Below are 25,757 nucleotides of genomic sequence, written 5' to 3' on the forward strand. Positions count from 1 at the left end.
TTCCCCAAAAAAAGGAAAAAGGGGGGAGGTATTAAAGGAGGATCAGGGACATCGTGGTGAATTTGGAAACGTAGGCCTGGTTGGGGCTGCCGGCCAGGTCGGTGACTGCTCCGGTGTGGAGGAGCACCTGGTAGGTGGTGGCGGTGTTCAGGGTGATGGTGGGGGTTAGGGTGAGGGTGTTCCGGTAGATGCTGGTGGTGAAGGCTACTGGTTTCCCGGTTTTGGTGTTGATTAGTTCGATCCACATGGAGCCGGCTTTAATGGACCGGTTGAAGGTGAGGGTGATCTTCTTGTTGAGGGCCACCCTTACCGCGTTGTTGGCAGGGTCGATGGTGGATACCGCCAGTGGCGGTACGGTGGTGAATTTAGTGACCTTGGAGGCAGTGGGGCTGCCGGCCAGGTCGGTGACTGCTCCGGTGTGGAGGAGTACCTGGTAGATGGTGGAGGTGGCCAGGAGCTTGGTGGGTGTCAGGGTCAGTACTTTACCACTGATGCTGCTGGTGAAGCCTTCCGTTTTCCCGGTTTTGGTGTTGATTAGTTCGATCCACATGGAGCCGGCTTTTATCTCCCGGTTGAAGGTGAGGGTGATCTTCTTGTTGAGGGCTACGTTAACGGCGTTGTTGGCCGGGTCCAGGGTGGATACCGATAGTGGGGCTACGGTGGTGAATTTACTGACCAGGGATGGGCAGGGGGTTCCAGCCTGACCATTGACGGCCCCGGTGTGGATGAGCACCAGGTAGAGGGTGGAGGGTGATAGTAGTTTGGTGGGGGTTAGGTTGAGGGTGTTACCGCTGATTTTAATGTTCACTGTTTCTGTTTTCCCGGTTTTGGTGTTGACCAGTTCGATCCAGTTGGTTCCCGGGCTTATTTCCTGGTTGTAGGTGATTTGAATTATTTGGTTGAGGACCACGTTGGTGGCCTGGTTAATGGGTTCCACTCTGTAAACTAACCAGAAGGGTTTCATGAGGGGCAGGTAATCTGAATCAGTAGCATAATCCCCGGTGAAGGTGTAGGGGGTGTCTCCGAATCCGTCATTATTAGCATCCACTCCCAGGTAGTTGCTCCAGTAGTTTCCTCCCGTGGGCTGGGGCTGGTTGAAGTTACTGTCATTGTACACCACTAAAGCCTGATCCAGGTTGTACAGGAAGTTGTTGTTGTAGACGTTGCAGTTGTGACCGTCTATAGCTAGGCCCCGCTGGTTGTTGGCGATGGTGTTGCCCAGGATGGTGATGTTGTCGCTCTGGATGTTGAGGGCACTACTACCACTGTAGGTTAAAATGTTGTAGGCAATGGTGGTATTGGTTGACCAGGGAATGTAAATGGCGTTGTTTTCGCATCCAGTTACTCGGTTACCCATGATTATGATATTGAAAGCATCAGTGACACGAATCCCAAAATTACAGTTTGAAATGTAGTTATTGAGGGCTGATCCATCAATCAGGTTGGGATTACCATCAGATGCAATGGCTTCAAAGCTGATACCATTGTAGAAGTTGGTGATGTTGTTCTGCAGCATGGTGTTCCACTGGTCCTGGATAGATATACCGGAACCTCTATCACTGGAGATTCCCACCAGCTGGTTATTTTCAAGGAGGTTATTCTGACCACTCTGCAGCAGAATACCACCATCGGTATCATTCCCGTAGATGGTGTTGGCGTAGATCTTGTTGGAGCTGGAGTTCGTCATTCTAATTCCATACCCGTCTCCGCTTCGGTAACTGATGGTGTTATCCATGATCACGGTGCCGTCGGCATCGATGAGGTTGATCCCGCCTTTGTTGTTGAAGAGGAAGTTGTTCAGGATGTAGGTGGTTCCACCGGCTGCGTGGTACAGGTCCAGTTCGATGCCGTAGTTATTGGTGGCACCGGTGATTCTGAATCCCTGGAGGGTGGACCCACCGCCACTGGAGAGTACCTTCACGGCAGGGTTCAGGGTGGAGGTGGCGTTGATGGTCACATTACCGGAGGAGGTTAAGTTAACCTTTTTATAGATATTAATACTCCCCTGGTAAGTGTAGGGCACCCCCCCAGAATCGTGGACGATTATTTTGTCATTGGCGGATGCGGAGTCTATGGTATCCTGTATGGAGTCACCCGGATAAACATCCCAGTCCGTCGCCGACGCGGTTCCCAGTATGGCTAGACAAAAAAATAATCCCAAAAGTAATTTCTTGTACATTTTCTAAACTCCCCTATAAAATTGTTAATAGAAAATATTGTTAGTAATTAATATCAATATTTCTATTACTCAATCGAAAAATAATAATATCAAGCTATAATAGGAAAATTCTTCGGAAAAATCATAAATCCAAATAGTCCCTGGCGGAGTCGAACCGCCGTCGAAAGGTCCAGAGCCTTACAGGATTACCACTACCCCAAGGGACTAAAAAATTGTATCACTAATTCATGGTATTATAGCTTTTCGGTATCCAAGAAAAAAAGAGAGTGGGTAGGGGTCTTAAGACCCCCTTTTCATCCCCAGCATTTTAGCATCTCCCCCAGGATGTAAAAACCATTAAACCGTGGTGAATCTGAGTACAGTGGCACTTACCGGGTTACCGTAGAGGTCCTTCACCGCTCCGGTGTGGATGAGGATGTAGTAGGTGGTGGCGGTGTTCAGGGTGCTGGTGGGGGTTATGGTTAATGTTTTTCCGTTGATGCTGGTGGTGATGGCTTCGAATTGGTTGGTTTTGGTGTTGAGTAGTTCGATCCAGTCGGTTCCGGCTTGTAGGTCCTGGTTGAAGGTGATCTGTATCACTTTGTTCAGGGGTACGTTCACCGCCTTGTTGGCCGGGTCCGAGGAACTAACCGCCAGTACCGGCATGGTGGTGAACTGGCTGAGGTAGGCGCTGACCAGATTCCCGGACAGATCCTTCACCGCCCCGGTATGGATAACCACCAGGTAGGGGACTGCGTTGGACAGGAGCTTGGTGGGAGTCAGGGTCAGTACTTTACCACTAATGCTGGTGGTGATGGCCTCACCCTTCCCGGTTTTGGTGTTGAGTAACTCGATCCAGTTACTACCAGCCTGAATATCCTGGTTGAAGGTGACCTGTATAATCTTGTTCAAGGCTACGTTGGTGGCCTTGTGGGCCGGGTCAGTGCTGGACACCGTTAATGGGGGCATGGTGGTGAACTGGCTTACGTAGGCACTCACCGGATTCCCGGAAAGATCGGTGACGGTCCCGGAGTGGAGGAGCACCTGGTAGAGGGTGCCGGAGGCTAGAAGGTTGGTGGGGATTATGGAGAGGGTGGCACCATTGATGCTGGTGCTGAACGGCTCCATTATCCCGGTTTTGGTGTTTTTTAGCTCGATCTGGTTGTTCCCGGATTTTATGTCCTGGTTGAAGGTGACCTGTATAACCTTATTAAGAGCCACGTTCACGGTATTGTTAGCAGGATCCACACTGCTGACCGCCAGGGGCAGGGTCCCGATGTTGATGGTGGCAGATACCGTTTGCCCATCCACGGTGGCACTGACGCTGCTGGTACCAGCCGAGCCAGCGGTGAAGGTGGTGGTTGCTACCCCATTTTGGGTGGTGTCGCTGAGGGGGCTGACGGTTCCAGTAAAGGTCACTCCCAGGTTGTCTGGCAGATATCCTCCGCTGAGGAGATTCCCATTGTTATCATGATTCAAGTCGGCGGTGATGGTGGCTGTTTCCCCGGGGGCCACTGTCGATGGGGAGCTGATCTTTAAAACTATCCAGGGATTGTATGTCACGCTACCTCCGATTATACTGGATAGACTGGGATTGTTGTTACCCCACCAGTTTTTAGTGGCATCTACCGTACCTGATTCACTGTAGATGACTTGGTTACCATAATTTAGGATGCGGTTAAAGTTGGCCGTCACGCCATTACTGCTTCCGCTGTAGATGAATTCGCCAAACTGAGCGTTGTTGTTGGAGACGGTGCATTTGTTGACACTTACCGAACCACCCCAGTTGTAAACAACCCCTCCATTCACAGTGGCCGTGTTACTGGTCATGGTGCATCGATTGAATGTGGTGCTACCATAGTTACACAGCACTCCACCATACTCACTGGCGGTGTTGCCAGTAAAGGTGCAATCGGTGAAGATTGTGGTTCCATAGTTAGCTATTGCTCCTCCCCTGGTTCCTATGTTGCCAGTGAAGATGCAGTTAATGATCTCCCAATAATTTAGGTCATTAAGGGCTCCGCCTTCGGTTCCTTTGTTGCCGCTAAAGGTGGAACCGGTGATGGTACAGTACGTGCCCTCATTTTTTATAGCCCCACCGTAGGTGGTGGCCTGGTTATTGGTGAAGATGCAGTCAGTGATGCCGAGCACACCACCGAAGTCATTATAGATGGCTCCACCCCACAGGGCTTTGTTGCCAGTGAATTTGCACTTCTGGATGGTGGTTTCGCCTTTGGTATGCACTGCTCCACCGTAGGTGCCACTGGGTGCTTGGCCATTAATGATCTGTAAATTTTTCAGGGTCACCGTAGTTCCAGCCATGATCTGGAATACCCTGCCCTTGTCCTGGCCGTCGATAATTGCGGTGGGATCACCACTTACTTCTGGTCCTTGGATGACCAGGTTCTTATTCACCACCAGGTTGTAATCATTATAGGTCCCTGCGGATAGATTCAGGGTATCCCCATTCTGGGCACTGGCCAGGGCAGTTTTTATGGTGTCTGTCCCGGGACTGACGTTTATCGTAGCGGCGGTGGCTGATCCACAGAAGATGAGAGCCAAGAGAATAACTAATCCTAATATTACGTGCTTCTTATTTATGAAAATCAAACAAATTCCCCCCACTATTTACATGGTATTTACCCATAAAAATAAATTTCTATTTAAATTTCAATATTCCCACTGCCAGTCAATTTATTATTATAACATCAAAAACAGCCATCATGGCCACCGGTTCCGGGTGTAAGCCAGGGCAGTGGCAGATATCTTACGGTAAGCCCATTCCAAGCCATAGCGGTAGTAGGGTCTCCACAGCCTCTCCAGCACCACCAGTCCCAGGCTGGTTCCCATAAAAAGGAGCAGATTGACAGCTACCGCCGAAGAGAACTGGAAGCTGCCCAGGACCAGGAAGCTGATGTAGGTTAAATAGTAGCTGGTGAAGGATATTCTGCCCAAATTCTCCAGGGGCCGCAGCCACCTTCGCAGTCCACCATCCAGTTCCACCACCCGCACCAGCACCAGCGCCAAGAGGAGGAGTAGACTGGCCACCATCAAGAGCAGGGGAGTGTAACCCCGTAACTCGCCCACCAGGGGGTAGGGGAAGGCCAGGTACACCGCCAGGTTCAGCATGAAAAACAGCAGCCCATAGAACAGGAGAACCTGGTTATCGTACCGGTTGAAATTGTCCTGTTTATAGGCCTTACTGGCGATCTGGCCGAAGAAGAAAAAGCACAGGTAGGGCAGGATACTCACCTGCAAGCCCTGAACATCCCCGGCCAAAAAGGCCAGGGCCTGTACCTGGTAGGCACGGATCACCAGATCCAGGACCAGGATCAGGATAACGGCCAGGATCTGCCCCCGGAAGCTCCGGCGCAAGAGGAACCCCACCAGGAAGCCGGTGCTGATGATGAAGAAGATGTTGGAAAACACACTGCCACCCCATCCCACCAGGTTAGCGGTCCAGGTGATGAGGCTGGTTAAAAAAAACAGGGTCATGGCCCTCCAGAAAACCTCCCGGAAGATATCCCGGGTGCTGGAGCCCCGGCTCTCCCGGTTCCTTAAAAAGAGCTGGAAGCTCAACCCCGCCACCAACAAAAAAGCAGGAGCAGCAAAGGTAACGGCCAGGTCCGAGAAGAAGGGTATGATGATGGCGATGTGGGCCTCCACCATAAAAAGAACCGCCAGTCCCCGGAGAATGTCCACAGAGGACAGTCTAGTGGTGGTGGATTTTCTATTCAACACCATTTTACCCCGGGTTCTCAGCTTGATGATTGGCCCCCTGCAATTTCTATTAAAGTATCATGGATAACTCCACTATTTATTATATGGCGGGCTGGGGTTGATAAATCCCTATTAAAAAAAAAATTTATTAATCCCGGTAGGCTGATCCCCTCTTCTTTATATTGTCCCGGATCACCTGGTGCTCCTCCTTCTGGAGACCGCCTTCCACGCACTCCCGGCGCAGTAACTCCAGGATCTGGTTGGTGGGTATCTCCAGGGGACACTCCCGGGTGCAGTTACCGCAGAGGGTGCATTTGAAAAGGCCCGAGTCAGTGCAGGTCTGGTCATCTTCGAGGTAGCGGCTCAGCACCACCCCCCGGCCGCCCAGATGCCGGCGGTAACCGAAATCCGGGCCGGAGACCCTGTACACGGGACAGTTAACGATGCAACTACCGCAACCAATGCACGTCAAACTCTCCCCCCCTTCCTCCAGGACCTTCCGGCGGCCGTTGTCCAGAAAGACCACCACCACTCTTCTAGCCCCATACATATCCTTCAACAATTCCTGCTCGATATCAGCGGTCTTGGAGGGGGAGGATACCACGTTCATATAGGCGGGGGTCTTCTTACCAGTGGCGTAGATGGTCTCCAGCTTCACCACCGACACCGCATCCTCCAGGGTGGCCACCACCTTATCGATCCCCACCAAGATGATGTGCACATCCAAGAGGGACAGCATACTGATGTTACCCTCATTGTGCACCATGAGTAGGGCCCCGTCCTGGGCAGCCACCGAGTTAGCCCCGGTGATGCCCACCCGGATATCCGGTAGCCTAGTCAGGATGTCCTCCTTCACCGCCTCCAGGATGCTGCGGGGCTGGCTTTCCACCTCTTTTCCGAGGTAACTGGACACGATCTCGGCGATCATCTCCAGGTCCAGGTGGGCGGCGGGTCCGATGGGATGGGAGGGCCGGCTTTCCTGGTGCATCTGCACGATACGATCCCCCAGGTCAGTCTCCAGGACCTCCACTCCCTCCTCCTCCAGGTACTCGGTGAGGAGGATCTCCCCGGCGGTGTTGGATTTGGACTTGGCCACTACCACTTCTCCCTCCAGCTGGTCCTGGATAGCCTCCCGTGCCTGCAGACCAGCAGGGGCCATGATCACTTCTACCCCGTTCTCCTCCAGGTTAGAGGCCGCCTCCTCCAGGAGTTCCTCCAAGTGGTCCACTGCGTACTCCCGGATGTCCTGCACCCTTTTTTTCAGCTTCAGGGTCTCCGGGTCCTTTAGCAGCCTAGCCCTCCTCTCGTCTAGCACGGTGAAGGACCGGTTCATGATGTTGAGGTGGGATTTCTTCATGAATCCCCCTCTTCTATGGACTTTTTCATGACCCTTCCTCCCCTAACAGGAACTCGACTAGATCCCGGACCTTGATCTTCCCCACCGACTCCAGGTTCAGGACACAGAAGGGGCAGCAGGTGACCAGTAACTCCGCCCCGGTCTTCCGGGCCTCCTCCACCCGGCGCTCCGCCATACTCTGAGATAACTCGGGGTAGGCGGATTTAACTCCCCCTCCGGAGCCGCAGCACCGGGCTTCCTCCCGGTTCTTATCCATCTCCACCAATTCTCCCCTCCTTTCCAGGACCCGGCGGGGGCTTTCATACTCTTCCAGATGCCGGCCCAGATGGCAGGGGTCATGGTAGGTGACCTTCACTTCTTCCCGGTCCAGTTGGAGCTTACCCTCGGATAGTAACTCCTCCAGGAGTTGGGAGATGTGTATCACATCCACCTTTCCCACCATTAGGGGGTAGTCCTCCCGGAAGGTGCGGTAGCAGCCGGCGCAGCTGACCACCACCCTCTCTCCCTGCAGCTTGTCATAGGTTTTCTGCATGGCCTCCCGGGCATCCTCGGTGAAGCCGGTCCTTAAGAGCACCGAGCCACAGCACTCCTCATCATCCAGTACCGTGTATTCCACTCCGGCCTGGTCCAGCAATTCCTGGGTGGATTTTGAAATTCTTGTAAGCTTTTCTCGGGCAGTGCAGCCCTGGAAGTAGATCATGATTGTGGTTCACCTGATTAGTTTTTATAATCTTAAGTAGGGAGGAACTCCTTAATAACCAAAAATAAAACTGATTTTTTATGGTGATTGGATGGCCTTCAATTACACCGCAATTACTCCCTATTCATCTGTACTCCCTGGAGACTTGCCAATGGAGGGTTGGTTTATAAACGAATACTGATAAATCATTAATATCAATAAATTTCTGATTAGACGAGGTTTATATGGGTCAATTACAGACGATAGCCAAGAATAGTACAGCGCTGTTTGTTTCACAGATATTGTCCTACATTTTAGTATTTTTCTACATCCTGTACATGGCCCGGTATCTGGGAGCTGAAGGTTTTGGAATACTTTCCCTGGCCATTTCCCTGACTGGAATTTTTGGAATTTTAGTGGATATGGGTCTCAGCACCTTGATGATCAGAGAGCTTGCCCGGGATAGGTCCAGGACCAGTAAATTCATATCTAACACCGTCCTGATGAAAATAATCTTAACTTTCCTGGTATGGGGACTGTTATCCATATTTGTTAACCTGGCGGGATATCCGGAACTGGTGAAAAACGTAGTGTATTTGGTTTATTTATCCGTCATCGTAAACTCCTTCAGCCTAATATTCAGCGCGCTTATGCAGGCTGAAGAAAAAATGGAGTATGTATCCCTATCTTCCATACTTACCAGTGTGGTAATGTTATCCGGAACATTAGTGGGGATATATTATGCTCTGGATATCCTTTACTTTGCAGCATTGTATATTATCGCCAACAGCCTGAACTTCCTCTACCTATTTCTGGTTTATCTTTGGAAGTTTAACATTCCCAAAATAGAAGTGGATTTCAGCTTCTGGAAGCCAACCCTAAAAGAAGCATGGCCCTTTGGATTCACAGGACTCAGTGGCTCATTGTATACCTACGTGGATTCCATTATTCTCTCCTTGATTCAGGGAAACCTGGTGGTTGGTTGGTACAGTGCGGCTTATCGTCTCATTTTGATAACTTTATTCATTCCCAACGCGGTTAATATGTCCATATTCCCTGTGATGTCCCGTCTTTATGAGTCCTCCCATGATTCACTGATGCTGATTTATGAGAGATACTTCAAGTACATGCTTATCCTGGGAATTCCACTGGGCTTTGGTACCACCCTTCTTGCTAAACAAATAATTTCACTGGTATTCGGAGCAGATTTCGCACCGGCGGTGATTGCACTGCAAATTTTGATATGGACCATAGTTTTTACTTTTGCCGGGGCCACATTCGTCCAGATCCTGCAGTCTATCAACAGACAGCTACTCATAACTAAAATATCCGTTATGTGCCTCATAATCAATGTGATCCTTAACCTAATTTTAATTCCCAGATACAGCTATGTGGGGGCCAGTGTAGCCACGGTTATCACCGAAATAGTGCTGGTTTCCTATATAGTTCATACCACTTTCCAGCTGGGCTACACCGTCGATTCTAAAAAATTCATGAAGATCATCCTTAAGGTACTGATAGGTAGCTTAGTTATGAGTGCCTTCTTATGGTATTTCCCGGGGTTAAATCTTCTTCTACTTGTCATCCTAGCTTCTTCACTCTATCTGGTGGTTATATATCTATTGAAAACATTTGACGAAGTTGATAAGAAACTATTACGGCAGTTATTAGGAAAATCGGAGGAGGCCCCCTAACTTTACTGCTGGCTATGGTGAAGGGTGGAAGACCATAAAAAATTATCAGCATATACAACAAAAGAAAATTAAAAAAAATGGGATTGAAATAAATTGAAAAAGAATGAGATCTTCAGGAATACCCCCGAATGGTATCTTGATCATGAAAATTATGTTTCTCCCCCCTTGATAGACTTTGCAGCATCTAATGCTGGGAAAGTAATCCTGGATCTGGGCTGTGCTACAGGTGAATACTGCCTCCAGTTAGAAAAACTAGGATTCCAGTGCACGGGGGCTGATGTTAACCCTCACTACGTTGAAAAGGCGCGAAAAAATGGGGTGAATGCCATAGTTACCAGTGGTGACTATTTAGATTTTGAAGATGATTCTTTTGACACGGTTTTACTTTTTGAGGTTTTAGAACACCTTGAAAACCCACTTAGTTTACTAAAAGAAGCCAAAAGAGTGGTTCGGAAAAATGTGCTTATCACCGTTCCTAACTGCGGCCAGTTATCCCAGCTTAGCCAGTTCAGCTTAACGTACGAGCACCTCCTTGAAGAAGACCATGTTAATTATTTTACCAAAGAAGATCTGGAGAACCTAATTGGCCAGGAGTTTGCTAGATTCAATGTAGAAGAGGGGGATGAAGTCCAATTAGGTGCCTTTGGGTTACCTCTGCCCTTGAAAGCTTTGGTTTTAGGACTTTATAAAATTAAAATTATTAAATCTCACATTTATTTCCGCCTTTACGCCGTGGCCGAGGTTTAAACTATGATTTCAGTGGTGTGCGTCTTTAATAACCGGAAGATTCTGGATGAATGCCTGCTTAAAAGTCTGGAGGACCAGGAAGTTGAATATGAACTGATCCTGGTGGATAACACTCAGAACCGGTATAAATCTGCAGCAGAAGCCCTGAATTATGGGGGTGGGAAAGCCCAGGGCGAATATATCATGTTCGCCCACCAGGATGTGGATTTGTGCTCATCCAGTTTTATCCGTGAATTGGAGGAGTGTCTGGATTCCTTACCGGGCCTGGGCCTGGCTGGTGTGGCGGGGATGCCCTTTGACCAGGCTGATGTCATAACTAACATGCTGCACGGTGATCCGCCCAAAGAAGTATCACCATACAACCTCAAGCGGCCAACCAGGGTACAGACCGTGGATGAATGCCTGTTCGTAATCCCCTCCGCCCGGTTCACACAACTATCATTCGACCCGGAGGTAACCCCGGGGTGGCACCTGTACGCCGTGGATTACAGTCTGAGTATCATCACACAGGGCTTTGCTGTTTATGTCCTCCCCTTCACCATCTACCACAAATCCATTGGCTACTCCATCTCCCGGGAATATTACCAGACTGTGGTCCAGTTACTGGAAAAGCACGGAGACCATCATCCACAGATACACACCACCATGGGTCACTGGGATGCCAGAAAACCCATGTTCACCCAGAAAATCAAGCAACAACTGGACTGGAACATTAGTAAGCTGAAGGAATTCTTGAACCGGGAATGAACCGCCATGAACTCGCCACGGGTAGCCATCATCATCCTGAACTGGAACAACTGGACCGACACCCTGCAGTGTCTGGAATCCCTACACCAGATCACCTATCCCCATTACCAGGTGATAGTGGTGGACAATGGCTCCCAGGATGACTCTCTACCACGGATCAGGGAGCAGGCCCCGGAGGATCTGATCCTCCTGGAAAACCTGGAAAACCTGGGCTTTTCCGGGGGTAACAATGTGGCCCTGGAGTTTGCCCGGGAAGAACTGGAAGCAGACTACTTTTTACTCCTGAACAACGACACCCTGGTGCACCCCCACTTCCTGGATTTCCTGGTGGATTATGCCGAGCAGGATGAATCCATTGGGGTGGTGGGCCCCACGGTGTACTACCACCAGGAACCACATAAAATAGCCTTCCTGGGGGGTTACATCAATCCCTGCACCGGTGAAATAACACACCACCACCTTGATGAAGAGGATCATGGCCTTCTGGCTCCCCAGGAGTTGGATTTCATTTCTGGTTGCAGCATGCTCCTGAAAAGGGAGGCAGTGGAGCGGGTGGGACTTCTGGATCCGGAATATTTCCTGTACAGTGAGGATGTGGACTGGTGTTTAAGGGCTAAAAAGGCGGGGTACCGGGTCTGTCTGGTTCCTGAAGCACGGATCTGGCACAAGGTTTCCGAATCGGTGGAGGCCCTGATCCCCATCTACTACGGGACCCGTAACCAGTTCCTCCTGGCCCGGAAACACTGCCCCACCCGGGAAAGGTACCAGTTCTACCTGCGCTTCACCCTGGCCCGGCTGCTGGCCTCCCTGGAATATCTCTTTAAGGGCCGGGGAAGGGAATCCCAGACAGTTCTCAGGGGAGTTAGGGATGGCTGGACCGGGAAGTACGGATTTCGAGATCTAAAATAAGGGTTTACTGATGTACTCTTTTTTTTTACTTCCGGGGATAGTGGCTAACACTTCACTCCAGTTCCTCGAGTTCCTGGTACACCTGCCGGGTCAGGGCCGCGGAGTGCTCCCAGGTGAATAGCTGGGAACGTTTCAGACCCTTCTTTATCAGCTTCTTCTGCAGGTTCTGGTAGCTTAACACCTCGTAGAGTTTGGTGACCAGTTCATCCACCCGGTGGGGGTTAAACATCAAACCGGCATCCCCCACCACCTCCGGCAGGCTGGTGGTGTTGGAGGTGACCACCGGGGTGCCGCAGGCCATGGCCTCCAGGGGTGGCAGACCAAAACCAGCATATAGGCAGGGATAGACCACCACATCCGCTGCGGCGTACCAGCCGGGCAGCTCCTCCTCCGGCAGGTAGCCCAGGAAGAGAACCTCCTGGTTAAGGTTCAGCTCATTCACCCGGCGCAGCAACTCCTCCCGGGCCCCGTATACCTGGGCCTCCCCTATCTTGAGCAGCCGGACCTGGGGTATCAGATTCTTCAGTTTAGCCAGGGCCTGCAGGAGCAGGTCCAGGTTCATGCGGGGAGTTTCCGAACCCACATACAGCAGGTACTTGTATCCCTCCTCCAGGGTGGGTTTCTCCACCTGGGGGTGGTAGCGCTGGTGGTCCACGGCATCGTAGATGACGTGCACATCCTCCTCCGGGTAGTGGAGGTGCTTCACGATCTCATCCCGGGAGAACTGTGACACGGTTATCATTTTCCGGGCCTTAACCAAACCCCGCATGTTGTTCTTCCACCAGCGGGATCTTTCCTGGTCGTAGACCCAGGGGATGAGGTCGTGACAGTTGATCACCGTCTTCCGGGTGGGGATGGTGTTTAAAAGAAAGCCCAACTCCTGGAGAGTTAGGTGTTTGATGTTATCCTTCCTGATGGCCCTTTTAACCATCAACTGGTAACGGTAACTGTCCAGGTGACGTCCACTGCTCCGGGCCAGGTTCACCATCTTCTCCACCAGGGGATGGGGTGGGGATGGGGCCGGGCCTTGATACTTCTCCGGGGAGGTTTCCTGACTGGAGAAAAGTTGGGGGTACCGGTTCTCCAGGGCGGTGCGCAGGGGCAGGTAGTCGATCCGGTTAAACTGCACATCCGTGATCCTTCTATTAATCTCCTGTTCGTACTTGGCCATGCCGAAGAGCCGGTCGGTGCGGTGGCCGCATATGTAATCCACTTCCATCCTATTCACCACCTTCTAGGAGTTCCTGGTAGATCTTCTCGGTTTCCCCGGCGATCTTCATCCAGGAGTAATCCTCCACCATCTGATGGCCAGCCCGGCCCATCCTCCTCCGCTCGTCCGGGTTCTCCACCAGGAAGCGCAGGGCCCGGGTTAGTTCCTCCACCTTACCGGGCTCGAAGAGGAGGCCGTTCTCTTTCTCCCGGACGATGTCGGGGATGCCCCCCAGATGGGAGGCCACGATGGGCAGGGCACTGGCCATGGCCTCCAGGTTGACGATGCCAAAGGCCTCAGCCCGGTTCACCGAGGGCAGACAGAATATATCCGCGGCCTGGTAGTAGAGGGCTTTCTCCTGGTCACTCACGTACCCCGCAAACATCACATCCTCCCCCACCTTAAGTTCCCGGGATAAATTCTGCAACTCACCCCGCAGGGGACCCCGGCCTGCGTAGAGGAGCAACACCTCCTTATAATCCTCATGAACTTCTTCAAAAGCCCTTAACAGTACCTCCGGTCCCTTGTAGGGGACCAGGTTGCCGAAAAAGAGTATGATCACCCTATCCTGGGGGAGACCCAGCCGCTCCCGGCACTCACTCTTAGGGAGGGTGGTCTGGAATTCCTCCAGGTTTATACCGTTGGGCACCACCCTGATCTTCTCCCGGTGACTATCCAGATAGGGGGATTCCTCCATGTAGGACTGGGAAGTAGTGATGATGATATCCGCCTCCTCCAGGACCCGGGGTAGCAGGTGCCGGTTGTAGAAGCTCTGCAGCCCGTTTCTCAGGAAACTCCCTCCACTGTCGGGGGCGTCGGCGTGGTAGGTTAAAACCAGGGGCACCCCCCTCTTACGGGCGTAGAGTAGAGCCGAGTAATCAGCGTAGGGCATGTTGTAGTGGGCGTGGGCCAGGTCCACCCCTACCTTCTGGGGTCCCCGGAGCAGTCCCCAGCTGAAGTTGGCACTGGCCACCCGGAACTGGGTGGCGTAGCGGTGAATGTTCACCCGGTCCAGTTCCACCACACTTCGACTGTCCTGGGCGGTGGTGAACACCTCCACCTGGTGGCCCCGTCGTTCCATCTCCTGGGCCAAGTGGTAGGCGGCCAGTTCGGTGCCGCCATGGGCGTACTCTGCCGCGTACCCGGGCTGATCCACCCGGTCCGGGTAGAGGTAGTGGCTTACGAAGTAACCGATCTTCATGTTAAACCTGTAAAAATAGTTCTAGTCCTCATCATCCTCTTTCTCGCCACTTTCCCCTCCCTGGAGGGCTAACTCCCTGATGAGGTAGTTCATCTGTTCCTCCAAGTTCTCCATCATGTTGAATATCCGGAACAATAGATAGTAGCAGCCGATGAGGCCCAGTATAAGTATGACATCCAGTCCCCGGCCGATACCCGTGGCCAGGGCCAATTGGGAGGTGGCATCGGGGTTGAGGGAGACCAGGATGATGATGATCCACACCCCACTCCACAGGGCCAGCATCCCCAGGGACATTTTACCCTTCCGGAACCGGGACAGGGTGAAGAGGAAGGCCACTACCCCCACCAGGATCCCCAGATATTGATACAAGTGAAACTCCATTTTACTCACCTTACCTTGTTATTTGAACACATCTCTTATTAGTTTAATCAGTATTTTCAGGCCAATCTTGGTGTCAGTACCCTTGGACAGGGAGTAGTCAGTGAAGATGGTAGTTATGGGCACCTCCTCCAGGCGCAGATCATGCCGGAATACTTCGCCCACCATCTCCGAGCAGATGCCGTAGCCACTGCTGTGCAGATCCATCATCCGGACGGCCTGGGGGGTGAAGGCCCGGAAGCCGGACTGGGAGTCCACCACCTGGTGGCCGTAGAAGATGAGGGTGATGAGGTTCATCACCGTGTTCCCGAACTTCTTGTGCAGGGGCATCTTCCTGAAATCCCGGATACCAATCACTGCATCGGCCTGGCCCTCCACCACCGGCCGCACCACCCCGTACAGGTCCTGGGCATGGTGCTGGCCATCGGCGTCGAAGGTCACCAGGGCCCGGGGCCTTAATAAGAGGGCGGCCTGGAGTCCGGTCTGCAGGGTGGCTCCCACTCCCCGGTTCAAAAGATGCCGGTAGAGGTGCACCCGCCCGGGATAGTTCTTCACATATTCCTGGACGATGCGGTGGGTGTCATCCTGGCTGCCGTCATTTACCACCACCAGCTGCACCCCCAGCCGCAACAGATCATCCAGGACCCCGCTTATGGTCTGGTCCTCATTGTAGGCCGGCAGCACCACCACGATGCCCGGGCCGTGTTCCTGGAAGAAAGCATCTGCTGGTGTGGTCCCCTTTTTGGTATCGGTTCTCAACTCAGAATTCACTCCCTATTATTATCAACTCAGAATTCACTCCTTAATATATATAGAATCTCCACTTACCCTCTACCCCTAATACACTTTAATAAATTCACACCCTCCTCTGGGGGGTGAGGAAGTTGTAGATCACCCCACCGGCATAGGCCAAATGCTGCAGGGGCATGAGCAGGAATACCAGAAATGAGTAAATCGTCCGGGTGCGGATTAGAACCTCACCCCAGGCCAGGATGGCATATGCCAGGTACAGTAGGAACGGAATTAAGGATAGATTGCCCAGGAGGAGGTAGAGGGGTAAGAGAAGCACCAGGTAGAGGAGCATGGTCAGGGTTAACAGCACCTTCACCTTAAAGAAGCGGCGGTGCTTGCGCAGGAGGCTGGTCATGTTGAATCCGTAGCGGAACATGTTCCGGGTGAACTGCCCCACCGAGTCGGTTTCCCGGTGGTAAACCCGGGCCTCTGGCACGTATTTGAAGAGATACCCGGCCTGGTGCAGACGGTAGTTGAGTTCATGATCATCGCTGATGACCAGGCTCTCATCGTAGCGGAATTTTTTAATGAGACCCTTCTTGTAGATGGCGTTGTAGTTGGGTATGCTCTCCAGGTAGGGCACCTCCCGCTGGCTGAAGGCCGGGTTACCACCCGAGGCCACCAGGGAGGTGATGAAGGCGTTTATAACCAGTTCCTTCTTATTCTCAGTGGGGGCGATGAGCCGGGGACCCCCGGCACCAGCCACATCCTCCCCACTATCCTCCACGGCCTGGTAGAGGGTGCGCAGCCAATCTGGGGCCACCACACAGTCGGCGTCGGTGTAGGCTATGTACCGGGCCTGAGGGTCGCTGTTATCAATCACCAGGTTCCGGGCGAAGCACAGGCCACTGGAACCGTAGTCCTTCTCATTGTAAACTGCATGTTGCAGGCCGGACTCCTCCAGCACCTGGCGGGCCACCTCCCGGCTCCGGTCCTGGCTGTCACCATCCACCACCAGGATCTCGTACTCCTCCCGGGGGAAGTCCTGATCCACCAGGCTCTTCAGGGTATTGGCCAGATACTCCTCCTCATTACGGGCCACGATACCCACCGTTACACGCATGGTCATGATACTCGGCACTCTCTTTTCTATCGTTCTAGAAGCCGGGCCAGCTCCGCCACCCGGCGTCCCAGGTTCCGGCTGGTCTCCAGACCCGGGTCATCAGATTCAGTGTCCCCCACCGGTCCCCCCATCCCGGCACCACCGTAATGGGCCAGGGGATCCCCATCCCCCACCAGGATGGCGTCCTGTATGAGCAGGTAGTGATGGATGGCCTGGATAGTGGTTTCCTGACCACCATTACGGGAGGCACCCACGGCCAGGGCCCCGCATACCTTATTTTTCAGTTTGAACTCCCTCCGGAGGGGACGGCTGCGGTCCATAAGTATCTTCAACTGACCGGTGACGTTTCCAAAGTACACCGGACTGCCGATGATGATGGCATCGGCTTCCACCATCCTCTCCAGCACCCCGGGCACATCATCGTAGATGGCGCACTCCCCGGTCTCCCGGCAGATGTCACAGGCAATGCAGGGTTCCATCTCCTTATCATGTAAAGTTAAAAGCTCCGTAGCTGCACCTGCCTCCTGGGCAGCTTCCAGGGCTACTTCCACCAGTTTCTGGGTGTTCCCACCAGCGCGGGGGCTGCCCACCATTCCCATGACCTTAACCATTCATCATCACATCCTAACCTAGTTCTTTTATTTAATAATTTTATTAAGGGGTTTATATATAGAGAGACCCAGGATCATGGGATCTAGGACCCACTCTCCCCATCCATTGATTGGAGTTTGATTTTATATGTCCACCGAGTTTTACCCTGCCATCACCCCTCCCCCCCGGGTCCTGGAAGCACTGGCCCACTACTTCCAGGAGGAACGGGAGGGAGACCCCACCGCCCGCCAACGTGCCCAGGTCTTTCTCAGGGACTTTCTGGTGGAAACTGCTGACGGATCCTACACCCTGCCCTCCCAGAGGATAAATGACCAGCAGGAGCACATGCACAGCATCCACGGGGCGGTTACTGAGGCCCGGGAGAAATTCGCCGTCCCCTCTGGATTAGAAGGTCAGGATGAAGTCCGGGTCCTGGACCTGTGCAGTGGCCTGGGCTACAACGCCGCCGCCCTCCTGGAACAGCAGCCGGGCCGGGTGGAAGTGGACCTGGTGGAGTACTCCCCGGAGACCCTGGCTGCCGCCCTCCTCCTGCCGGAGCCCATGCCCAGCCACCAGCTGGTGAAACGGGCCATTGAAGACCACCTGCGGGGGGTGGGATACCTCCGCTACCAGACCCAGCCTCCCCTCCCCGGGAACATTAAGATCAGGGTGCACATCGGCGACGCCCGCCAGCTACTCCCGGAGTTGACACCACCCTACCAGGCGGTGTTCCTGGACCCCTTCAGCCCCAGTAAATCCCCGGAACTGTACAGTGCCGAGTTCCTAGAGCAACTGTCACAACTCCTATCCCCGACGGGCCGTATCCTGACCTACACCTCCGCGGCACCGGTGCGGATGGCCCTGGTTATGGCGGGCCTGGAGCTGGGAGAAGGACCCCGGGTGGGCCGGCGGGGCGGTACCATTGCCTCCCCCACCCGGAGTAAATTGAACCCCCTAAGTGATGATGATGAGCGGATGGTGGCCCTGTCCGATGCCGGAGTACCCTACCGGGATCCGGAGTTACAGGACCACCCCCAGAATATCCTGGAAAGGAGAAAAGAAGAAAGAAAAAGAGCCCGGAACACCAGCCGCCTGGCCTCCACGGTACGTACCCCCCTGTACCTTAACCGGGAGGTGAAGAATCCTAAACTGAAAAGAAGAATAGAAAAACAGATAAACAATGTGGGGCTGGCTGGTCTTAACTCTGAGGAGGCCCGCTACCTGGTTTGCCCCCAGTATGAGCTGTGCATCTGCCACTGTGGCCAGGGAAGGTATCCTGGCTCCCGGGGGAGGATAGTGGAGATGCAACGCCGCCTGGAAGAATTACTCACAGACAGGTAACCTCAACATTTATATGGATTGAATACCCATTTTCTACTGATGTTACGGATTTATTTGAAAATTAAGAAATAAAATCTAATTAATAAGGAAATATAAATTCATATCAAGATTTTTTTTCCATGAAAAAACTTATAAAACCCTGATTTTTATTGACTCACAACTCAGGTGACACGTGTATGAACTTCGAGATTAAGTACAAGGATGCCCGGGCCCGGGTGGGAATCCTCACCACGGACCATGGTAAGATCAGAACCCCGGCCCTGATGCCGGTGGTGCACCCCGGCCGGCAGACCCTGCCGGTAAAGGATTACGGGGCGGAGATAGTAATCACCAACGCCTACCTCATCTACAAGAACGATGAACTCCGAGAACAGGCCTTAAAGGAGGGAGTGCATGGTTTAATTGACTTCCCCGGTCCCATCGTAACCGACAGTGGCTCCTTCCAGCTATCCACCTACGGGGAGGTGGAAGTCACCAACCCGGAGATCATCCAGTTCCAGGAGGCCATCGGCACCGACATCGGCACCAGCCTGGACATCCCCACACCCCCTGACGTCCCCAGGGAAAGGGCGGAACGGGACCTGGAGGTAACCCTGGAACGGGCCCGGGAGTCTCTCCAGGTACGGGAGGATCTGATGATGAACTCGGTGGTGCAGGGCTCCACCTACCCTGATCTGAGAAGCAAGTGTGCCCAGGAATTGGCCGGGATGGACTTCCAGGTACATCCCATCGGGGCGGTGGTCCCCCTCATGGAGTCCTACCGCTACCGGGAACTGGTGGAGGTGGTCATGGCCTCGGTGGAGCACCTGCCTGACTCCCGGCCCCGGCACCTCATGGGCGCCGGCCACCCCATGGTCTTTGCCCTGGCGGTGGCCATGGGCTGTGACCTGTTCGACTCCGCCGCTTACATCCTGTACGCCCAGGATGACCGGTTACTAATGCCCAATGGCACCCATAAACTGGAGAACCTGGTGGAGATGCCCTGCAGCTGCCCGGTGTGCACCGCATACACCCCCACGGATCTGAGGAGCATGGATGGGGAGGAGCGCACCCTGCTATTGGCCCAGCATAACCTGGCCATCAGCTTCGCTGAGATCCGCCAGATCCGCCAGGCCATAGTGGAGGGCAGCCTGTGGGAGCTGGTGGAACAGCGTTGCCGGGCCCATCCCTACCTGTTAGATGCCCTGCGGAGACTGGGAACTTATTCTCCTCTGATAGAGAAGTATGATCCTCCCTACAAGAAGTCAGCCTTCTTCTACTCCGGCACCGAGTCCCTCCGCCGTCCCGAGGTCTACCGCCACTGGGAGAAGGTTAAGAAACTGCCCCGGAAGGAGGCGGTGCTGTTGTTAGCCCCGGTTACCAAGCCCTACTCCCAGAACCTCACCCACTACCTGGGGGTTGGTTACCGGAAGGGAGACTGTGGAGGTGTCATCCAGGGAAAGGTACCCCTGCAACTGGCGGTGGTGGACGTTCCCTTCGGGGTGATACCCCTGGAATTGGATCAGGTCTATCCCCTGGCCCAGAACGAGACCCCCACCATCATGGACCAGGAGGCCCGCCATCAGGTTAAGATGATGGTGGAGGAGTACCTGAAGGGCTTTGAAACCGCACTGGTAGATTGTAAACTGGTTAAAAAGTATCAACTGGACCTGGAGGAACAGGTTACCGTGGTGGATCCTCTATCCCTGGATACGGATGACCTGGAGCGGGTGCGGATGATAGCCGACTACCAGTTCCTGCCTGGAGCCGGAGTGGCCCTCTTTAATGGACCGGTACGGGTGGTGAAGAGTCGTAAAACCGGCAAGATCCGGCACCTCTACCAGGGGGAGGATTTAATCGCCACCCTGCGAGCCAGTGATGGGGTTCTGGTACTGGCGGCCCTGGGGGCCCGGAAACTCCATCAACACCTTCCCTACCCGGTTAACCGGGTAGTGGTTAATGAAGAGGCCGAGCCCTTCGCCCGGGAAGGAAAAAGTATATTTGCTAAATTTGTAATAAATTGTGACATAGATATCCATGCACAGGAAGAAGTGTTAATCGTCAACAGTGAGGATGAACTACTGGCCTTTGGTAAGTCCATTTTAAACGGCCGGGAGATCACCGACTTCCAAACCGGTCAAGCAGTTAAGACGAGAAAAGGAGGACTTTAATGTTACCAGGAGCAGGGATGAACCCTAAACAGATGAAGCAGATGCAGCGGGCCATGAAGCAGATGGGAATGGACATGAAGGATATGAAGGGCGTGGAGGAAGTGGTGATACGCCTGAAGGATAAGGAACTGGTTATTAAAAACCCCAAAGTCAATGTCATGAACTTCATGGGTCAGAACACCTACCAGGTAACTGGTAAGACCAAGGAGCAACTGTTAGAGAAGGAACTGGTCATACCCGATGATGATGTGGACATGGTAGCCACCCAGACCGGAGTCACTAAAGAAGAGGCTCGCCAGGCACTGGAAGAAACCCAGGGCGACCTGGCCGAGGCCATCATGAAGCTGAGTTCCTGAGAGGTTAACCGAACATGGCCTACCTTGCCCATATATCCGATCTGCACGTGGGGTCGGTGGATTTCCGGGAGGAACTACTCCTCCAGGTGGTGGATGATATCAACAGCAGCAACCCCGATGCCACCATCGTCACTGGAGACTTAACCGAGAATGGCTATTACTCCGAGTTCCTGATGGCCGCCGAGTACCTGGACATGATAAACAGTCCCATGCTGGTGGTTCCTGGTAACCACGACGCCCGGCACGTAGGGGACCAAACCTTCCGGGAACTCATCCGGGGCCGGTACAGCACCCTCATACGGGGTATGTACAGCACCCTCCACGTTAAAAGTCAGGATTTGCAGGTTATAGGTCTGGATAGCAGTGAACCAGACCTGGATAATGGTAAGGTAGGAAGAACCCAGGAGAAATGGATGATAGAAGAGTTACACAAGGCCAACGATAGGGGCCTGTACCGGATCATTGCCCTTCACCATCACATCATCCCGGTGCCCCACACCGGAAGGGAGAGAAACGTTTTAAGCGATGCCGGTGACATACTACTATCCATGTGTAGGAATCATGCCAACCTGGTTCTATCCGGCCATAAACACATACCCCACGTGTGGATGGTGGAGGACACCGCCTTCGCCACGGCTGGCACAGTTTCCTCCCTGAAGTTAAGGGGTAAGCAACTGTCCTCCTACAACACGGTGGACATAGATGATGATTATATCGAGATACTGTTGAACAGCGCCGATGGGGAGGTTACCTCCCTGGCCAAGTATGAAAACACGTGCAGGTGATTTATTGCAGGTTATTGTAGACGCAGCTAACGTGGCCCATCACGGGAAGATGGAGGGTAAGCCCAGCCTAGACCGTATACTGCAGGCGGTGGGAGCCCTGGAGAAGATGGGCTTTCAGCCGGTTCTCATAGCCGATGCCTCCCTGAGACACGAGATTGACCAGAAGGATGATTATCTGAAACTGGTGGAGGAAGGTAAGATCCAGGAGGTGCCCTCGGGGACCACGGCTGACCACCATATCCTGAAGAGGGCCGAGGAGGAGGATGCCAAGATCCTATCCAACGACGTCTTCCGGGAGTACAACGATGAATTCCAGGATATACAGAGCCGCCGGATACCCTTCACCTTCAAGGGGGACAACATACTGGTGGGCTCCGCTGCCAAGCCCAAGAAGATCAAGAACATCCTGCAGAAGATATCCACCCAGACCCTGAATGAATTCGAGAAGAAGGGTTATGACTCTTACCGATTGAAGAAGAATAAGAAACTTTCAGGGATAGCGGTGGCCAAGGAGGCCATTGACCGCATCACCAAAACCCGGGAGGAGGGTATTGACTCCAAACTGGAGAACGTGTTCATGAAGATACCCTTCTTTGAAAAGGTCCTGCACATGGTGGAGGATGCCGAGACCACCAGTGACTTCATCATCTTCGTCTTAGTCAGCCCCCGGGACTACCGGGATGCGGTGCGTAACGCGGGTAACATCGCCGTTACCGTGGGGGACCGACTGAAGATGGACCACGCACCCCTGGTGGCGGTGCGTAACGACCTGTTCACCAAGCCCGGCTCCTTTGAACTGAACATCATCTACTCCGATGAGATACTGGAGGAATCACCCTACCATGTGAACATCACCATCAACGACCATGATTATCCCTTCATTAAGAAAAACTCCCGAAACATAGCCAGCACGGTGGCCGCCCGGCTGGGCACCTGGAAGTTCCCCATAGTCTCGGTTAAGCCCAGTATGCTGATGGAAAAACCTGGAAACTTTGAAATCCACCTCGAAAAGGGAGGACGGGACTAAATGGCCCAAGACTATTTTTTAAAGGCTATATTCAGTTTCCTCGTGAAGCACCGGGTGCTGTCCATCGGTACCAAGTACTACCCCACCAATGACCGGGAACGGGAGTACGTGGAGATGGTTAACTTCACCCGCACCATGCTCCTGGAGGTGGAAGCAGCTAACATCAACACGGAGAACATCCTCCAGAACGTCCTGAAGGAGGTGGGGCGGGGTAACATCCCGGACAACCGTCGCTTCATGGAGATCGAGCCTGCCCAGAATGAGGTTAACGAGTACGCCCTCCTGTCCAACATCATCATGGGCAGTGACCGCTTCCTCTACGCCGAGGTATTCGGAGGGGACCGCCGGATCATCGGGGACTTTGTGAACCTCATACGGGGAGAGAAGGGTATCATCGTGGAGAAAAGTACCACCGAAGTGGTGGCCCGTTTGTTATCCAAAAATGATGCCATACGGGTGGGTATCGCCCTGATCCGTATGGGTATGGAGCGAGCCATCGACGTCCGGGTGGCAGTGGGCATGACTGGTGCCGCGGCCATCGAGAGGTCCATAAATCTTAACAAGCAGATCGGTAATACCAGTGGGGTGGGATTCACCAAACTGGGCGGGGAATTCGCCATAACCTTCTCGGACCGGTTGGGCCGGCTGGAGGGAACCCCGGCGGTCTATGACAACTACCTGTTCATCGATGTCTTTGACTCCACCGGCTTCATCGACCAGCAGGGCCGGGACAGGCTGGTGGAGATCATGAACGAGATCAAGAACTTCATAGAAACCGACTGTGAAGGCCGGATCGAGGGTTACCGGGAGGGAGGAGATGACCTCATCGCCAACCTGCCCACTAAGGACGCTGCCCTACGGGCCGGTATCGAGAGCGCCTGGCACGGACTTAACAACGGAGTACGTCTCCGGGTGGGTATTGGTAAAAGCCGCCGGGAAGCCGGGGAAAGGGCTCAGCTGGCCGATGAGATCAAGATCTGGAACAACACTCCGGTGATGGTCTTCGACGTGGCGGATGGAGTGTACGCCTACTACATACCCTCCGAGTTCACCCGGGCTGTTTCAGAGTTCATACAGGAAAAATATTTCCAAGTAGCAGTAATATTCATACTGGTGTTCCTGGCCACCTTCATTGGCTGGAACGTGGGCCAGTGGGAGCTGGGCCTGGTGGCCATAGTCCTGGCCATGCTGTACGCCATCGTCAGCTGAATTGATAATTTTTTACTATAAACTAAGGTGAGATACTTATGAAACCCGAAACCAAGGCCCGAGCCGTGGTGTCCCTTATTATATCCTTACTGGCCTTCACCATGGCCAGTGGAGTGGGAGCATTCCTGGGACTGGGCAACAGTACCACTGAACTGCCTGATCTGAACCTGACTCAGTCCGGGGAGTTACCCACCATCTGGAATTCCAACAACGCCACCACCACGGTAGAGAGCAATACCACGGTGCCGAATACTCAGCAACCCCAGGAGGAAGTTTACCAGGAACCATCCACCAATCCCACTGATACCGATAACGGTGACGATGATACTTCCACTGGAAACAGCACCCAGAATTGATGTGAACTAATTCGTTATAAGAAAAATTATTATTAATTATAAAGCGGGGGATAAAGCAATGAGAGTGATAAAAGGAGGAATATGTGCTGTGGAGGGAGTTAAGGCCTCTGGAGCGTGTGAGGAAAACTATGGGGTGGGACTCATCCACTACCCGGGCTCCACCGCCGCAGCAGTGTACACCTCCAACCAGGTGCAGGCAGCCCCCATCACCGTAACCCGGGAGGCCCTTAAAAATGGTAGTCTGTCGGCGGTGGTGGCTAACAGTGGCAACGCCAACTGCTACACTGGTAAGCAGGGATTGCAGGATGCCCGGGAGATGGCGGATCAGGTGGCCATCAGTCTGGACCTGCCCACCAGTGAGGTGGCGGTGGCCTCCACCGGGATCATCGGACGGCAGATGCCCATGGACACCATTCAGGCCCTGATCAAGGATGCCCTGCGCCGACTGGATCACTCGGCCCAGGCTAGCCGTAACGCCGCCGAGGCTATCATGACCACCGACACCTACCCCAAGGAGCACGCCCTGGAAACCACCCTGGAAAATGGCCAGACCATACGCTTAGGAGGCATAACCAAGGGTTCAGGCATGATCGCCCCGAACATGGGGACCATGCTGGCCTTCCTGGCCACCGACCTGGCGGCCTCCCCGGAGGAGCTGGAGGCTGCCCTTAAACTGGCTGTGGAGAAGTCCTTCAACATGGTGGATATTGATAAGGATGTCAGCACCAACGACACCGTGATCCTCCTGGCCCGGCCTGGGGAGGGAAACCTGGATGAAAAGTTCCAGGCCGCACTGGATGAGCTTTGCATCCAGCTGGCCCGGATGATGGCCCGGGATGGTGAGGGTGCTACCAAGTACATGGAAGTCACCGTTAAAGGGGCTGAAACCATTGAAGACGCCCGGAGGGCGGCTAAGGCAGTGGTGGGATCATCCCTGGTTAAGACCGCCTTTTTCGGCGCCGATCCCAACTGGGGAAGGATCCTGGCGGCGGTAGGATACTCCGGGGCCCGTATAAAACCGGATAGTATCAGTGTCTCCCTGGTCTCTGGCCAGCGCCGGGTGGACATCGTTAAAAGGGGGATGGTCCAGGCCTTCGAGGGCAGCGAGGAGCTGGTACTGGCCGAGAGTATCATGGAGCAGGATGAAATCCTGGTGGAGGTGGACCTGGATCTGGGAGGATACCAGGCCACGGCCTTTGGCTGCGACCTCAGCTACGACTACGTGCGCATCAACTCCGAGTACAGCACCTAAAATCCCCTATAGAGAAATCTTTAAAATCCTATTGA

23 protein-coding genes and 1 tRNA gene are annotated in these 25,757 nt (G+C 53.5%); 12 read left to right on the forward strand and 12 right to left on the reverse strand.

The window, feature by feature from the left end; all coding sequences use genetic code 11:
• Nucleotides 1-31: 31 nt before the first annotated feature.
• The 6 genes from FGU46_RS09680 to FGU46_RS09705 form a co-directional block, all read right to left on the reverse strand.
• On the reverse strand, nt 32-2,179 hold the full coding sequence (locus FGU46_RS09680) for an Ig-like domain-containing protein (RefSeq protein WP_286474618.1): 2,148 nt from the start codon (nt 2,177-2,179) through the stop codon (nt 32-34).
• 134 nt (nt 2,180-2,313) lie between these two features.
• Nucleotides 2,314-2,385 (reverse strand) — tRNA-Gln (locus tag FGU46_RS09685).
• Between the two features lie 130 nt (nt 2,386-2,515).
• The gene (locus FGU46_RS09690; protein WP_286474620.1) at nt 2,516-4,768 is read right to left on the reverse strand and encodes an Ig-like domain-containing protein; all 2,253 of its coding nucleotides are present in this window, start codon (nt 4,766-4,768) and stop codon (nt 2,516-2,518) included.
• Nucleotides 4,769-4,879: 111 nt separating this feature from the next.
• Complete coding sequence (locus FGU46_RS09695) at nt 4,880-5,896, reverse strand: heparan-alpha-glucosaminide N-acetyltransferase domain-containing protein (RefSeq protein WP_286474621.1); 1,017 nt, start codon at nt 5,894-5,896, stop codon at nt 4,880-4,882.
• 130 nt (nt 5,897-6,026) lie between these two features.
• Nucleotides 6,027-7,235 carry an LUD domain-containing protein gene (locus tag FGU46_RS09700; RefSeq protein ID WP_286474625.1) on the reverse strand — a complete coding sequence of 403 codons (1,209 nt, stop codon included), beginning with the start codon at nt 7,233-7,235 and terminating at the stop codon, nt 6,027-6,029.
• Between the two features lie 25 nt (nt 7,236-7,260).
• On the reverse strand, nt 7,261-7,935 hold the full coding sequence (locus FGU46_RS09705; RefSeq protein ID WP_286474626.1) for a (Fe-S)-binding protein: 675 nt from the start codon (nt 7,933-7,935) through the stop codon (nt 7,261-7,263).
• 224 nt (nt 7,936-8,159) lie between these two features.
• On the opposite strand from FGU46_RS09705, the gene FGU46_RS09710 reads away from it, so the two are divergent.
• The 4 genes from FGU46_RS09710 to FGU46_RS09725 all read left to right on the forward strand — a co-directional run bounded on the left by FGU46_RS09710 (nt 8,160) and on the right by FGU46_RS09725 (nt 12,011).
• Nucleotides 8,160-9,608: a flippase gene (locus FGU46_RS09710; RefSeq protein WP_286474629.1), complete on the forward strand. Its 1,449-nt coding sequence runs from the start codon at nt 8,160-8,162 to the stop codon at nt 9,606-9,608.
• Between the two features lie 93 nt (nt 9,609-9,701).
• Nucleotides 9,702-10,355 carry a class I SAM-dependent methyltransferase gene (locus FGU46_RS09715; protein ID WP_286474631.1) on the forward strand — a complete coding sequence of 218 codons (654 nt, stop codon included), beginning with the start codon at nt 9,702-9,704 and terminating at the stop codon, nt 10,353-10,355.
• Between the two features lie 3 nt (nt 10,356-10,358).
• Complete coding sequence (locus tag FGU46_RS09720) at nt 10,359-11,102, forward strand: glycosyltransferase (protein ID WP_286474632.1); 744 nt, start codon at nt 10,359-10,361, stop codon at nt 11,100-11,102.
• A gap of 6 nt (nt 11,103-11,108) precedes the next feature.
• The gene (locus FGU46_RS09725; RefSeq protein WP_286474634.1) at nt 11,109-12,011 is read left to right on the forward strand and encodes a glycosyltransferase family 2 protein; all 903 of its coding nucleotides are present in this window, start codon (nt 11,109-11,111) and stop codon (nt 12,009-12,011) included.
• Between the two features lie 52 nt (nt 12,012-12,063).
• On the opposite strand, the gene FGU46_RS09730 is transcribed toward FGU46_RS09725, so the two are convergent.
• The 6 genes from FGU46_RS09730 to FGU46_RS09755 all read right to left on the reverse strand — a co-directional run bounded on the left by FGU46_RS09730 (nt 12,064) and on the right by FGU46_RS09755 (nt 17,266).
• Complete coding sequence (locus FGU46_RS09730; protein WP_286474636.1) at nt 12,064-13,230, reverse strand: glycosyltransferase family 4 protein; 1,167 nt, start codon at nt 13,228-13,230, stop codon at nt 12,064-12,066.
• Between the two features lies 1 nt (nt 13,231).
• Nucleotides 13,232-14,422 carry a glycosyltransferase family 4 protein gene (locus FGU46_RS09735; protein WP_286474639.1) on the reverse strand — a complete coding sequence of 397 codons (1,191 nt, stop codon included), beginning with the start codon at nt 14,420-14,422 and terminating at the stop codon, nt 13,232-13,234.
• Nucleotides 14,423-14,443: 21 nt separating this feature from the next.
• Complete coding sequence (locus tag FGU46_RS09740; RefSeq protein ID WP_286474642.1) at nt 14,444-14,803, reverse strand: DUF2304 domain-containing protein; 360 nt, start codon at nt 14,801-14,803, stop codon at nt 14,444-14,446.
• Between the two features lie 18 nt (nt 14,804-14,821).
• Complete coding sequence (locus FGU46_RS09745) at nt 14,822-15,559, reverse strand: glycosyltransferase family 2 protein (RefSeq protein WP_286474644.1); 738 nt, start codon at nt 15,557-15,559, stop codon at nt 14,822-14,824.
• Between the two features lie 97 nt (nt 15,560-15,656).
• Nucleotides 15,657-16,661 (reverse strand): glycosyltransferase, encoded by a 1,005-nt coding sequence (locus tag FGU46_RS09750; RefSeq protein WP_286474646.1) that lies wholly within the window; start codon nt 16,659-16,661, stop codon nt 15,657-15,659.
• Between the two features lie 20 nt (nt 16,662-16,681).
• Nucleotides 16,682-17,266 (reverse strand): flavodoxin family protein, encoded by a 585-nt coding sequence (locus tag FGU46_RS09755; RefSeq protein WP_286474649.1) that lies wholly within the window; start codon nt 17,264-17,266, stop codon nt 16,682-16,684.
• A gap of 127 nt (nt 17,267-17,393) precedes the next feature.
• Between FGU46_RS09755 and FGU46_RS09760 the strand changes: the two genes are divergently transcribed.
• The 8 genes from FGU46_RS09760 (at nt 17,394) to argJ (ending at nt 25,722) form a co-directional block, all read left to right on the forward strand.
• The gene (locus FGU46_RS09760) at nt 17,394-18,587 is read left to right on the forward strand and encodes a tRNA (5-methylaminomethyl-2-thiouridine)(34)-methyltransferase MnmD (RefSeq protein WP_286474651.1); all 1,194 of its coding nucleotides are present in this window, start codon (nt 17,394-17,396) and stop codon (nt 18,585-18,587) included.
• Nucleotides 18,588-18,763: 176 nt separating this feature from the next.
• Complete coding sequence (tgtA, locus tag FGU46_RS09765) at nt 18,764-20,737, forward strand: tRNA guanosine(15) transglycosylase TgtA (protein ID WP_286474654.1); 1,974 nt, start codon at nt 18,764-18,766, stop codon at nt 20,735-20,737.
• Nucleotides 20,737-21,093 carry a nascent polypeptide-associated complex protein gene (locus FGU46_RS09770; RefSeq protein ID WP_286474657.1) on the forward strand — a complete coding sequence of 119 codons (357 nt, stop codon included), beginning with the start codon at nt 20,737-20,739 and terminating at the stop codon, nt 21,091-21,093. Before tgtA ends, FGU46_RS09770 begins: the two co-directional genes overlap by 1 nt.
• 14 nt (nt 21,094-21,107) lie before the next feature.
• Nucleotides 21,108-21,878, forward strand: coding sequence for a metallophosphoesterase family protein (locus tag FGU46_RS09775; protein WP_286474659.1), 771 nt, complete (start codon nt 21,108-21,110; stop codon nt 21,876-21,878).
• A 4-nt stretch (nt 21,879-21,882) separates the two neighbouring features.
• Entirely contained in the window at nt 21,883-22,905 is a 1,023-nt protein-coding gene (locus FGU46_RS09780) for an NYN domain-containing protein (protein WP_286474660.1), read from the forward strand.
• Nucleotides 22,906-24,114 (forward strand): hypothetical protein, encoded by a 1,209-nt coding sequence (locus FGU46_RS09785; protein WP_286474662.1) that lies wholly within the window; start codon nt 22,906-22,908, stop codon nt 24,112-24,114.
• A gap of 38 nt (nt 24,115-24,152) precedes the next feature.
• Entirely contained in the window at nt 24,153-24,470 is a 318-nt protein-coding gene (locus FGU46_RS09790; protein ID WP_286474664.1) for a hypothetical protein, read from the forward strand.
• Between the two features lie 58 nt (nt 24,471-24,528).
• Nucleotides 24,529-25,722: a bifunctional ornithine acetyltransferase/N-acetylglutamate synthase gene (gene argJ / locus FGU46_RS09795; protein ID WP_286474666.1), complete on the forward strand. Its 1,194-nt coding sequence runs from the start codon at nt 24,529-24,531 to the stop codon at nt 25,720-25,722.
• The last annotated feature ends 35 nt before the right edge of the window (nt 25,723-25,757 follow it).

Origin of the sequence: Methanobacterium sp. CWC-01 (assembly GCF_030323845.1) — an archaeon.
Taxonomy (GTDB): Archaea; Methanobacteriota; Methanobacteria; order Methanobacteriales; family Methanobacteriaceae; genus Methanobacterium; species Methanobacterium aridiramus.